We start from the raw sequence: 12301 nt of genomic DNA on the forward strand, positions 1-12301 counted from the left end.
ATGAGTGCCTCAGAACCTGATAAAGCCGCGCGTTTGGCGGCGATTCGTGCCCAAAATGCTGCCCAAAAAACCCAAGCTATTGAGCCAACCGAGCCTGTGATTCAAGATAAAGCCGCGCGTTTGGCGGCGATTCGCGCCCAAAATGCTGCCCAAAAAAACGAATCAGCGGGAGTAAGTCCAGTTATGGCAACCTTGCCACTGGGCACAACCCAGCCTGTCGCTGCGCCAGCACCAAGGGCCAAGGCTACGCCAAATGTGCCAACTCCCAGCGCCGAAGAAATGCTTGAAGATGTTAGCGCCAACCTGATGAGTTTGATGATTGCCTTGATTATTGGGATTGTGGCGGCAGTTTTAGTTATGCCGCGCTGGATTCCTGGCCTCAGCAGTTCGTTGATTGGTGACCAACCCAAAGCTTTTTGGTATCTTTCGCGCTCAAGTGGCTTGGTAGCCTATAGCTTGGTCTGGCTTTCGATGCTGTTTGGGCTTTCACTGACAGGCAAAGTTGCGCGTTTGTGGAATGGTGGCCCGACTATGCTCGATCTGCATCAGCACGCTAGCATTTTGGGGATTGGCTTTGGGCTGTTTCATACGGTGATTTTGCTTGGCGATGGCTATAGCAATTACACATTAAAACAATTACTTGTGCCATTCGCCAGTAGCCAATACAAACCCTTGTGGGTTGGCTTGGGTCAGCTTGGGTTATATGGTTTAGCGCTGGTGACGGTGAGTTTTTGGCTCAAACGCTGGATTGGCCGCAGTGCTTGGCGGGTAATTCACTATGCCAGCTTTGGCCTGTTTTTGATGGTTTTGGCTCATGGTATCTTTAGCGGCACTGATACCGGCACACCCTTAGTGAGCTTGTGGTATTGGGCTACAGGTGCGAGCGTTGTATTTATGACGATCTATCGCATCCTCATTACCCGCCGCAATAAACCAATGCCAAGCGTACCTGTATTATCATAAAGTTTATGCATTGCTCCTACATCTAGCATTTGAGATTCTTCGATATTCCCCTTCGATCCGCCGATTGTGCTTTAGGGGGTGCAGGGGGATGAAAACACCCTGCGTTCCCCGCCTTGAGGCGGGGCGGAGGGGTGGTGAACTGAAAGTGAAATGAATGTTCCAAGAATAGAGAAACTCTGAATGAACCCGCGCCTAAAATGCTAAGGCTTGCCAAACGTGATACCATAGCAACATTGATTGATCGAGAAGTTTGATTAAAAGGTGTTGCTATGGGGATTACGTTTGTTGCGCCAAGCTATTTATGGTTTTTATTGCTGCTCATCCCAGTTGTAGCCTTAGGCTGGATGAACGGGCGGCGTTTCCAGCGCAGCCGCTTAATCGGCTCATTGCTATTGCGCAGTTTGTTGTTAATCAGCCTGATTGGCTCGCTGGCAGGTGCACAAATCATCTCTCCTGTGCAACAACTCACCACGATTTTTTTGGTTGATACCTCAGATTCGATCACTCCCAATCAGCGTAGTTTACAAGATCAGTTTATTGCTGATGCGCTGCAAACCATGCCCAAAGATGATCAAGCGGCGATTATTGTGTTTGGCCAAAATGCCTTGATCGAACGCTTGCCCTCGGAAGTGCGCACGCTTAGCCGGATTCAATCGGTGCCAATTGCCGCCCGAACTGATTTAGAGCAAGCGATGACCTTAAGTTTTGCGCTATTTCCTGCTGATACTCAAAAACGCGTAGTCTTGCTCTCCGATGGTGGCGAGAATAGTGGTCAATCACTCAAAGCACTCGAGTTGGCTCACGATCGCCAGATTGTGGTCGATGTAGTTGAAATTGCTCAAATCGGCGGCGCTGAAGTTGCCATCACTGCCTTACGTATGCCTGGTCAAGCGCGGGTTGGTCAAGAACTACAAATTGTGGCGCAAATTGATAGTAACGAAGCCCAAGCTGCCACCATTCGAATTTTAGTTGATCGTCAATTGTATGCTGAAGCAAGCCTCGCCTTGCCCAAAGGCTCGTTGGAATATACCTCAACCGTGGTTTTGAACGATCAGGGGTTTCACAAAGTTTCAGCGCAAATTATTCCAACTAATGATATTCGCAAACAAAATAACGAAGCCACTGCTTTGGTTAATTTACAAGGTTCGCCCAAAGTGCTGATCGTTGCCAATGATCCTGCTGATGCCGAAAATATTGCGCCAGCGCTTGAGGCTGCCAAATTGCAGGTAAGCGTGGTTGGCCCAACCGGGTTACCCACAACCCTGGCCGATTTAGCCGATTACGAAGCAGTTGTCTTGGCGAATGTGCCCGAACGCCTGATTGCCGATGAATCGCAGCAAGCCCTCCAAACCTTTGTGCGCGATCTTGGGCGCGGCTTTGTGATGCTTGGCGGCGAAAATAGCTTTGGAATTGGCGGCTACACCAGCACGCCAATCGAAGAATTGCTGCCCGTAGAAATGCAATTGCGTAATCGTGAAAAATACCCACCAGTTAGCGTGGCGGTGATCTTTGATATCTCGGGCAGTATGGGTGAAATGGTTGGTGGCCGCGAAAAAGTAACCTTGGCCTCTGAAGGCGCGGCGCGGGTGGTGCAATTGCTGCGCGATTTTGATGAAATTACGGTTTTGCCGTTTGATAGCGCTGTACAAAACCAATATGGGCCGGTTGCTGGCTCAGAGCGCGAAGTCGCCCAAAGCGAAATTATCGCCCGTGGGGTGACTGGCGGCGGCGGGATCAACGTTCACGATAGTTTGGTTGCTGCTGGCAACGTACTCAAAGGCCGCAATGCGCCAATTCGTCACATTATTTTGCTGGCTGATGGCTCGGATTCGCAGCAACAAGAAAATGCTGTGCGCCTAACCGATGAACATCGGCGTTTAGGCATTACCACCAGCACAATTGCGATTGGTAATGGTGGCGATGTTGGCTTTTTGAATAATGTGGCGGTGGCTGGTGGTGGGCGGCACTTTCTGGTTGAAGATGCATTATCGTTGCCCGATATTGTGCTGCAAGATGCCCAACTTTCGCTGGCCCCCTATATTGTCGAAAAAGCCTTCTTGCCCTTGCTTGGTAGCGATAGCGTGATTATGGCCGATCTGAATACCGCCAATTGGCCACAACTGCTGGGTTATAACGGTACGATGCCCAAGCAAAATGCCAATATGGTCTTGTGGGCCGATGAAGATGCGCCGCTATTGGCCCAATGGCAATATGGCTTGGGTCGTTCAGTTGCTTGGATGAGCGATATGAAAGGCAAATGGGGTACAAATTTAGTACGCTGGGAGCAATTCGAGCGCTTGGCGGCCCAAATTGTTGGCTGGACGCTGCCAGTAATCTCCAATGAAACGATTAGCGTTAATACAACGTTTGTTGGCCCTGAGATGGAAATCATTTTAAACGCCCGCGATGCCAATGATACTCCCTTAACTGGATTGACGGTTGATGGCAATGTGGTCAACGATGGTGGGGTGCAATCGGGCTTGACTTTGGTTGAAGTGAGTGCTGGCATCTATCAAGGCCGAATTGCTAGTCCGGGCGCGGGAACCTACTTTTTGCAATTAGGTGGGCGTAATCGCGAAGGCCAAGCGGTATTTCAAGAAACGGCAGGGGTGATTGTGCCCTACTCGCCTGAATATCGCCAAGGCCAAGCCAACCCCAATTTGCTGGCGACGATTGCCCAACGTAGCCAAGGCCGCGTTTTAACTGATGCAACTAAGGTTTTTGAGCATTCACTCGATTTAGTGACCCGGGCTACACCGATTCACTTTAGTTTGCTGTTAGCCGCATTGGCTTTATTGTTGCTCGATATTGCGGTGCGACGCTTGCGGTTTGGTCAATTAGGCCAAGCTTGGGCCGGAGTGCGTCGTCGTCAAGCCACACCTTCGCCAACAATGGGCGATTTAGCAGCAGCCAAACAGCGTGCCCGTAATAAAATGGGCCAAACTCAAACAGCGGCTGAGCCTGCCTCGATTACCCCGAAAAATGCGCCAGTCTATCAACCTGGGGCCAATTATACCCCGCCAGTAGCCCAGCCCAAGCCAGAAGCAGCACCTTCAATCCCTGCAAAGGTTGACCCAGCACCCAAACCGAGTATGCCAGCACCAAACCCAACCCAAGGGCCACCACCCAAAGCAGTCAATCTTGATGAGATTACTGACCCCTTAGAGCGGCTACGTGCAGCTAAAAACCGTGCTCGGCGGCAATAGTTTAATGAGGACTTGAACTCCATGCTGAGCCTTAAATCGCCGAATTCTAAAATCATGTGGTCGATCAAGCTGATATTAATCATTGTTACGCTGCTAAGTATCGCTAATTTCACTTTTGAATATGGCGTAAAAATTACTAGCGAGCAAAAAACGATTGATTTCCCATCATTTTATTGGGCGAGTGATGCCTTATTTAATCATCATGTTTCGCCATATGATTTTAATTATCTACAATCAAATACTGAAAAGAAAATATTCCCATTTCTCTATCCACCACCAAGTGTTATATTATTCTATCCATTATCATTATTCGAGTATAAAAATGCCCTAGTTATTTATTCAATTATTAATCATCTTGCAATAATCGCAGCAATATTTCTTTTAATTAAGATTTTCAATTATAAATATCTATCAATTCAGTCATTATTATTGACGATTATCATCTATAATTCCTACCCATTGATTGAAAATATCTATAGTGGTCAAGTTAGTGTTATTGTTCTAGTATTTTTATTAATATTTATACTGCTGAAAGATACATTTCAAACCATCGCCTGTTTGGCTTTAGCGCTAGCAATTATTTTAAAAATGTATCCAGTTGTTATTTTACCTGTTCTTTTGATTAATAAAAAATATAAATTATTAATTACAACAACGAGCTTATTAATATTACTAACCCTTGGATCGACGTTATTTATTCCAAGTTTTGTCTGGAACGATTGGCTTGTGAATGTTGTGCCTAGTGGAGGATATGGTGAATATCCCGAGGGATTAACCGACGTATCGTTATTCGATAATAAAGGGGTTAATGGAGTTTTTGCTGAAATCTTGATCAAACAAGATCCAAGCAAGGTTATGAATTATCCAGTATTCGCCAAAGCTGCGACCTATGGCATTTGTATCGCCTTAGTCATTATTACTTTCTTGGTTGTTTATCGATACATTGATCAAAATGATCGCAAAGCGCTTGAGAAAATTGTTTTTGTAACGCTGCCACTCATCTTTTTGATTGCTCCTTTTTCTTGGACTCATCATATTATTACAATCTATCCAACAATTATCTATTTACTTATGATCTACTTTCAGGCTAGTTTGAAGAAGCCTAAGCTCCAAATGCTTTTTATAATCTTGATAATATTAATTATTTTCAAGACATCGACAGTGATCGAGATATTTGCAGCGATATCGATGCTCTGGCTGCTAATGTTGGAAACGATTATCAAACAAAAATCGTTGTTGCCAAGCCCACAAATTGCTCTACAACCTAGCGAATTGCATGATTGAGCATTAAATACAATAATCCTACGAGCAGCAGGCTTAAGCAACGCTCGTAGGATTATGATGTTTACAGCGTATCTTGGAGCTTAACCACCAATTGTTTGAGCGCAAAGCGGGCGCGGCCAAGATTGCCACCGCCATTGACGGCCAACACAGCAAAGTAGCCGGGGATGATTTGCGATGCCAAGTAGGTGGCATTATCGGTCTCAACCGCGACATCACGGACCTGGCCAGCCTTTAAGCGCGAGGCGGCTCCCGCAGCGGCGGCAGCAAGGCCACCCAGCTCCACTTCAGCAATATCTTTGCTAAAGTTTGCATCAACATCGTTGAGGAGCATTTCAACGCCCAGCCCGTCTGTGCCCACGACTCCGGCCAATTTCACACCGGGTACGGTTTCAATCGCGCTGGCCAAAATGTCTTTCATCCCCATAGTGGCTCCTTATCAACAAACTGTGCAGTGAGTTCTGATGTTTGAGCTATCATACCACACCGCGCCCGCTCTGCAAGGCAGGCTTACATTTCGCGACGACCTTGCAATGCTCGCCCCAAGGTTACTTCATCGGCATATTCGAGATCGCTGCCCATCGGCAAGCCCCGCGCCAAGCGCGTTACCCGAATGCCCAAGGGGATAATCTCGCGTGCCAGATAGGCCGCCGTTGCATCGCCCTCAAGATTGGGATTGGTCGAGAGAATCACTTCTTCGATTGGCTCAACCCGCAAGCGAGCCAACAACTCACGAATGCGCAAATCTTCAGGATTGATACCTTCGACTGGCGAGATTGCCCCGTGCAGCACATGATACAGCCCTTTGAATTCACCCGTGCGCTCTAATGCCACCACATCGAGCGGCTCCTCGACCACACAGACTTGGCGCTCATTGCGATTGGCATTCGTGCAAATTGGGCAAGGGTCTTCGACGGTAATGTTAAAGCAGCGATTACAAAAGATCGTGCTATCTTTCATGGCCATAATGGCGTTGGCCAAGCGCTCAGATTGCTCACGTTTAGCGCGGAGCAGGTAAAAAACCAGGCGCGAGGCCGATTTTGGCCCAATTCCAGGCAAGCGATTAAATTCATCGATTAGTTTTGCGACTGGTTCTGGTGTAATCGTATCGTACCCAAATGCCACAATACACGCTCCACAGTTAAGTTAAAACAGGGCGGTCGCACGACCACCCTGAGTCGGGGTAAACAGTCGTTTAGAATAAGCCAGGAATATTCAAGCCGCCAGTGAGTGGCCCCATTTTGGCGTTTGAAAGCTCTTCGGCCTTCTTTGAGGCATCGTTAATTGCCAGCATCAGCAAGTCTTGCAGCATTTCAATTTCGTTGGGGTCAACCGCTTCTGGAGCGATAACGATGCTGAGAATTTCGCGGTGGCCGTTCATCTTAACTTCGATTACGCCGCCGCCAGCGCTGCCTTCGACCAAGGTTTTGCCCAAATCTTCTTGAGCTTGCATCAACTTCTTTTGCATTTGTTGCAATTGATTGAGCATTTTGCGATCCATTATGAAACTCCTTTGTTGAATAGTGCTAGCCTAAAGCAGTGCAAGTATAAGAAATTCAATCTAAATGTCAAAGTAGGCTTGGTTCAGCTGCCATCCTCTTGTACCCCGACAATGCGGGCATCGAAAATATTGCGGGCAGCCTTGACCACATGATCTTTCATGATCTCTTCGCGCTGGCGACGAGCATCACGGGCACGATTTTGCTGATCGCGGTTGGCTTCTTCGCCACGTACAAAAATCTGTCGATTCACGGCTTTGGCCAGTAAATCTTCGATCAAACGCCGTTGGGTTTGGTCGTCGAGTTGTTTGGTATGAAATGGCGAAGGCGTGCCGATCAGCAAGGTATTATCTTCGAGCGCCAATGGTTCGCAGCTTTTGAGCACCGCTTGCAAGCGCGGATTGTAGGGCTTGAGATCTTCGATCACTTGCAACCAAACCGCCTCAACCTCAGCCAGCAAAATTTCCGATTCAGCCAAGACGATATGTTGCTCGGCTTCGGGCATTGGTTGGACTGCTACGGCGGCAACTGGCACTGGGATTGGTTCAACAACTGGTGGTGGTTGCTCAACAATTGTTGGCTCAGCTTGGCGCGGAGCAACAACATTTGGTGCTGGGGTTTGACGTTGAACTGGCGCTGGCTCGGCTGGGCGTGGTGCAACGGCTGGAGTCGGGCGTGGTGCTGGAGCCACCGTACCACGAACTGGGCTGGGTGCTGTCACCGCCACTGGTACTGGCACAACCAAGGCTTCAACGACCGCCATTTCCAAGGGCAATTGACCATAGGGCGTGGTACGCAATTGATGATCGAGGCTGCTGAAAATTTTGAGCCAAGCCAAAATCGCCGCCAAGGCAAGCTGTTGGCTATGGCTTTGCATCGTAGCCAAAACGTCGTGACCAACATCAAGCAAATCGGCGGCTCCACCCGATTTAAGCAACATCAGGCCTCGTAAATAGCTCACCACATCGCGGGTAAACTGACGTAAATCAGCGCCTTGATCGGCAATCGTGTTGATCACGCTTAATGCTGCGGCTACATCTTCGGCGGCAAAGGCGGCTACCAAGGTTTCCACCTCGTGAGAGGCAGTTGCCCCCAGTAAACTTTGCACCCGACTCAAGGGAATTTGCGGTTCGCCATAGCCCATCAACTGGTCGAGAATGCTCATGGCATCGCGCATCGAGCCAGTTGCCGCCCGTGCCACCGCCTCAGCCACGCCAGGCTCAAGGAAAACGCCTTCTTCGCCAGCGACCCATTCGAGGTGGGCAATCGTGTTGGCGATCGTATGACGATTGAACACAAAGCGCTGACAGCGTGAAAGAATCGTCGCTGGCACTTTATGAAATTCAGTTGTTGCTAAAATAAACATAGCATGGTCGGGTGGTTCTTCGAGGGTTTTGAGCAACGCATTGAAGGCAGCGGTGCTCAACATATGCACTTCGTCAATCACATAAACTTTTTTGCGAAATTGGGTTGGGCGAAATTGGACTTTTTCGATGATTTCGCGGGCATCATCAACGCTGGTATGCGAGGCAGCGTCCATCTCAATCACGTCAACAGCGCGACCCTCGGCTATTGCGCGACAGGTGCTGCACTCGCCACAAGGCCGCAAACGCGGATCGTTTTGCTCACAATTGACCGCCTTGGAAAGAATCCGTGCGGCACTGGTTTTGCCAACCCCGCGCGGCCCAGTAAATAAATAGGCATGGCCAATGCGATTGGCGGCAATGGCATTGCGCAAGGCTTGCACAATATGGCTTTGGCCCACCAAATCATCGAAGGTCTGCGACCGCCATTTTCGATATAACGCTTGCGACGACATCTATACTCAACCCTTTTGAAACATCAGTCTCAATTATAGCATGCTCACCGATTAGAACATAGCGCATCGAACAAAGAACATAGCGATCAGAGACTGGATTGAATCCACGAATTGCACGAATTCCACGAACTATATTCCGATAGCCAATAGCCTTATCCTCTCAACCCCCTAATATCTGAATCCTGACCCATATGTTCTATGCGCTTTGTTCTATGTTCTTTACCAATCAAGGAAAGGCACTGGCCATGGTCACCAAACTGCCCAATAAAATCAGCAATAACGCCACGATATAGCCCAGCACGGCCAGATTGAAGGCCAAACCTCGGCCAACTTGATACCACCGATACTGGTGTTGGGCTTTAGCAGCACGTTGAGTCCATTGCAAAATCTGGGGAATTTGGGGCATGGCTTGCGCAAAAAGCTGTTTGACTGCTAGCTCGGGTTGCGATACATCGACTTGGACTGAACCTAAGTGATGTTCTTCAACATATTCGCCTGGAGCCAACCACTCGCCAGTTTTGGCATCGCCAACGAAGCGGTTGCGATAGCGCACCGCTCGGCAAAACAAACGAAATTCAATCGTATTGGCGTTAATCGCAATCACAAATGTGCCGATTAATGGCCTTAGCGCAAAAACTTTGGTGGTGAGATGATCGCGCACAACGATTGGTACAATCACCGAATAGCGATCAGCCTGAATTTTGGCATGGGGAATTTCGGTGCAATGCTCTAGCTGAACTGAGCCTAAGGCTTGCATAAAGTGGGGTAATTGCAGCTCGATTAATGGGCGCACAATGCGGGCGGTGGCACGGCTATGCAGATCGCTCTCAGTTTGGCGAATGCGCTCGATCTGCTGCTCTAAACGCCAGCGTAAAATCCGTGCTCGTTCCATAGCAACCACCTAGTTGATGGAAGTTTGCTAGCTGATAGCTCGTTTACGGTCAGCTAAACGCTGCTCGATCTCTCGATCTGCAACAATTTGGTCGGCCTCAAAATAGACTTGAGCCACAATCAACCAAGCCCAAAACAGACAGCTCATCAACAGCCATAAGGCTGCTAGCAGCCACCACACCGCCACTGCCGGAATATGGGTCAATTGCCAGAGCCACCAACCAGCTCCCAGTGCCGGTAGATATACTGGCAGGGTCACTAACCGCGCACTGAAATAGATCCAACGGCCATTGCTGCCAAGCGCTCGCCGAAAACTGGCTCGTCCCAAGGCTTTTTCAACGGCCCCATCGCGGGCAAAAAAAAGCTTGCTGACTGGCGAGAAACTGCCCAAGAAACTAACCCCAAACAGCGTGCCAAAAATTATCAATGTTACGCTAGTGGCAATGCTGTTGTTGCCGCCCACGATAAACGGCAGAATCGCACAAAACAGAAACGTCGCGGCAACCAGCTGCGGGAAAATAAAATAAACAAAATCCATCACGGTTGCCAACAAGCCCATCACCGCTTTATCGCCAAATTGTCGCCACGCAGGCAAGGGCAGCCGATAACCGCGCGAGCTATTATCAAGATGCTCAATTACCAAGCCTTGAGGCCAAATTACCCCAAACATGCTTGAACCAAGCAAGCCACCAAGCGCAACTTTGGGCAACCACATACGGTCGCTCCAAACAATTCGCAGGGCGTTTTGTAATGCTCGCAATGGCTGAAATCGTTCGCCTGCCACGTTTCCCCCTCGTGCTATGCTTCCAAGCTGCGTCGAATGAGATCAAGCGCAGCAGTGGCGATAAAGCCCAAAGCATCGTCACTTTTTAATTCAACTCGGCGGGTAAAGCTACGTTGCAAATCTTTGCCAACCAGCACAATGCAGACATCGGTAAAGCCATCGGCTCCAACTTGAGCTGGCACAGCGGCAATTCCATAGCTGGCCTGCCAATTGTTGCGCACAGTGTTGGCCCCAGCAATTGCCAACGATTCAGCAGCATCGCGATCAACCGCTTGATCGAGCGGATGAATCGTCACGCCACGCAAGGCTTGAACTAGATCTGGTTTGGCTGAACGCAAAGCATTGTAGATTGGTGCACCGCGTAAGCCTTCATAAATTGCCACACTAGCCGAACGATTGGTCAAACGCCGCAGTACATGTGCCGCCAAGCCATCACGATCCATCAAAAAGCGCTCAAGCCGCCGCTCCACTTCTGCCGCACAAGCCTCAATATCAGCCTCAACTTGGGCTGGATCTTCGCCTTGAGCCGAGATTCGCACTTCGTATTGGGCGGCTTTGGCCGAAATGCCAACCGTTGGATAGGATGCTTGCATCAAATCGGCAATAATTTCGCCAGCCTCGGCCTCGCTTGTGCCGCTGAGCCAAATCGAGCGCACCAACAAGACTGATTTTAGCTCGCGCTCGTTGCGCAAAAATGGCAGCAACTCAGTTTCAACCAAAAACTTCATCTCGCTGGGCACGCCTGGAAACACCATCAGCGCCCGTGAGCCTTCATCGATGATGAATGAGGGTGCTGTGCCCCGAGCGTTGGGCACTGGTCGAGCGCCCATCGGCACAAAGGCTTGCTGGCGGTTGCTCTCGCTCATTGTGCGGCCAAACGAACGAAAGCGAGCAGCGATGCCATCGAACAGATCTTGGTGGAATTCCAAGGGCCGTTGAGTTGCTTGGGCCACGGCTTCGCGCGTCAGATCGTCGGCAGTTGGGCCAAGTCCGCCTGTGCATAACACCAATGGGCTACGTTGCCAGGCCGCCGCGATCACCTCGGTGATTGCGCCAATATCATCGGCGACTAAGGTGACACGTTGCACCTCGACCCCAACTGTGGCCAAGGTACGAGCCAACCAAGCGCTATTGGTATCGACGGTTGTGCCAAGGGTCAGTTCAGTGCCGATGGCAATTAATTCAGCTTGCATTGTGCTACTCGCTAGGCAATCGTCGTTTGATCAGGGGCGGGCACACGTTCGTGGAATTCAGTCCATAGTTCTTTTTCACGTTGAGCAATCGCCGCCTTGGCCGAATCGAGCGCACCTTTAACGCTAACTTGCAGCGAACCGAGCGCACCTTCTTCTTCGTCGCGGTTGTTGAGCACATACGAGGCTGCCAAGCCAGCACCAATGCCAACAATCAGGCCAAACACAAATTTCATGAGCGTTTTCCTCAAACTAGCAGAGTAATTCTGGCGATATTATACGGTGGAATGAGGCTTAAAACAATGCAGCGCCCGAAGGCGCTGATCGTGTGGAGCGGGAAACGAGACTCGAACTCGCGACCTTCTCCTTGGCAAGGAGACGCTCTACCAACTGAGCTATTCCCGCGATTTAGTTGTGAGGAGTGGTGGGGACGGAGAGACTCGAACTCTCACGTCTAGGACACTTGCTCCTAAGGCAAGCGCGTCTGCCAATTCCGCCACGTCCCCGTAGCGAGGAAGAGTATAGCATAGCTGTTGCAAAATTGCAAATAGGATATTTCCTCGTCCTAATTCCTCTCTCACAAAGCGAAGGTTCGAATATCATGCCCTCACCCCCTAGCCCCTCTCCCGCCCGCGAGGCGAGGGGGAAATCCTTGATCATGATCATTG

General features: G+C 49.7%; 10 protein-coding genes, 2 tRNA genes and 1 pseudogene. 3 read left to right on the forward strand and 10 right to left on the reverse strand.

What is annotated here, in order from left to right; all coding sequences use genetic code 11:
* The 3 genes from ABEB26_RS02525 (at nt 1) to ABEB26_RS02535 (ending at nt 5453) form a co-directional block, all read left to right on the forward strand.
* Entirely contained in the window at nt 1-963 is a 963-nt protein-coding gene (locus tag ABEB26_RS02525; protein ID WP_345720374.1) for a ferric reductase-like transmembrane domain-containing protein, read from the forward strand.
* 269 nt (nt 964-1232) lie between these two features.
* Nucleotides 1233-4169, forward strand: coding sequence for a glutamine amidotransferase (locus ABEB26_RS02530; protein WP_345720375.1), 2937 nt, complete (start codon nt 1233-1235; stop codon nt 4167-4169).
* A 21-nt stretch (nt 4170-4190) separates the two neighbouring features.
* The gene (locus ABEB26_RS02535; RefSeq protein ID WP_345720376.1) at nt 4191-5453 is read left to right on the forward strand and encodes a glycosyltransferase family 87 protein; all 1263 of its coding nucleotides are present in this window, start codon (nt 4191-4193) and stop codon (nt 5451-5453) included.
* Nucleotides 5454-5514: 61 nt separating this feature from the next.
* Here ABEB26_RS02535 and ABEB26_RS02540 read toward each other — a convergent pair whose 3' ends face one another.
* The 10 genes and pseudogenes from ABEB26_RS02540 to ABEB26_RS02585 form a co-directional block, all read right to left on the reverse strand.
* Nucleotides 5515-5877 carry a roadblock/LC7 domain-containing protein gene (locus ABEB26_RS02540; RefSeq protein WP_345720377.1) on the reverse strand — a complete coding sequence of 121 codons (363 nt, stop codon included), beginning with the start codon at nt 5875-5877 and terminating at the stop codon, nt 5515-5517.
* Nucleotides 5878-5960: 83 nt separating this feature from the next.
* On the reverse strand, nt 5961-6575 hold the full coding sequence (gene recR, locus ABEB26_RS02545) for a recombination mediator RecR (RefSeq protein WP_345720379.1): 615 nt from the start codon (nt 6573-6575) through the stop codon (nt 5961-5963).
* Nucleotides 6576-6645: 70 nt separating this feature from the next.
* A complete protein-coding gene (locus ABEB26_RS02550; protein WP_345720658.1) occupies nt 6646-6954 on the reverse strand; it encodes a YbaB/EbfC family nucleoid-associated protein in 309 nt (102 codons plus the stop codon).
* A gap of 80 nt (nt 6955-7034) precedes the next feature.
* On the reverse strand, nt 7035-8768 hold the full coding sequence (dnaX, locus tag ABEB26_RS02555; RefSeq protein ID WP_345720380.1) for a DNA polymerase III subunit gamma/tau: 1734 nt from the start codon (nt 8766-8768) through the stop codon (nt 7035-7037).
* A 226-nt stretch (nt 8769-8994) separates the two neighbouring features.
* Nucleotides 8995-9660 carry a hypothetical protein gene (locus ABEB26_RS02560; protein WP_345720381.1) on the reverse strand — a complete coding sequence of 222 codons (666 nt, stop codon included), beginning with the start codon at nt 9658-9660 and terminating at the stop codon, nt 8995-8997.
* 27 nt (nt 9661-9687) lie between these two features.
* Nucleotides 9688-10443, reverse strand: a complete 756-nt coding sequence (locus ABEB26_RS02565; protein ID WP_345720382.1) for a DUF4013 domain-containing protein — start codon at nt 10441-10443, stop codon at nt 9688-9690.
* Nucleotides 10444-10901: 458 nt separating this feature from the next.
* Nucleotides 10902-11636 (reverse strand): annotated as a pseudogene (locus tag ABEB26_RS26890) (competence/damage-inducible protein A); the annotation flags it as partial.
* An 11-nt stretch (nt 11637-11647) separates the two neighbouring features.
* A complete protein-coding gene (locus tag ABEB26_RS02575) occupies nt 11648-11869 on the reverse strand; it encodes a hypothetical protein (RefSeq protein ID WP_345720385.1) in 222 nt (73 codons plus the stop codon).
* Between the two features lie 93 nt (nt 11870-11962).
* Nucleotides 11963-12038: transfer RNA gene (locus ABEB26_RS02580), tRNA-Gly, on the reverse strand.
* Between the two features lie 17 nt (nt 12039-12055).
* Nucleotides 12056-12139, reverse strand: a tRNA-Leu gene (locus tag ABEB26_RS02585).
* Nucleotides 12140-12301: the final 162 nt, after the last annotated feature.

The sequence above is a fragment of the Herpetosiphon gulosus genome (genome assembly GCF_039545135.1).
Lineage (GTDB): Bacteria > Chloroflexota > Chloroflexia > Chloroflexales > Herpetosiphonaceae > Herpetosiphon > Herpetosiphon gulosus.

What these genes read in the sequence shown, in the direction of transcription:
- ABEB26_RS02525 (WP_345720374.1), top strand. Translation starts at nt 1, where the DNA reads ATGAGTGCCTCAGAACCTGATAAAGCCGCGCGTTTGGCGGCGATTCGT.
- ABEB26_RS02530 (WP_345720375.1), top strand. Translation starts at nt 1,233, where the DNA reads ATGGGGATTACGTTTGTTGCGCCAAGCTATTTATGGTTTTTATTGCTG.
- ABEB26_RS02535 (WP_345720376.1), top strand. Translation starts at nt 4,191, where the DNA reads ATGCTGAGCCTTAAATCGCCGAATTCTAAAATCATGTGGTCGATCAAG.
- ABEB26_RS02540 (WP_345720377.1), bottom strand. Translation starts at nt 5,877, where the DNA reads ATGGGGATGAAAGACATTTTGGCCAGCGCGATTGAAACCGTACCCGGT.
- dnaX (WP_345720380.1), bottom strand. Translation starts at nt 8,768, where the DNA reads ATGTCGTCGCAAGCGTTATATCGAAAATGGCGGTCGCAGACCTTCGAT.
- ABEB26_RS02560 (WP_345720381.1), bottom strand. Translation starts at nt 9,660, where the DNA reads ATGGAACGAGCACGGATTTTACGCTGGCGTTTAGAGCAGCAGATCGAG.
- ABEB26_RS02575 (WP_345720385.1), bottom strand. Translation starts at nt 11,869, where the DNA reads ATGAAATTTGTGTTTGGCCTGATTGTTGGCATTGGTGCTGGCTTGGCA.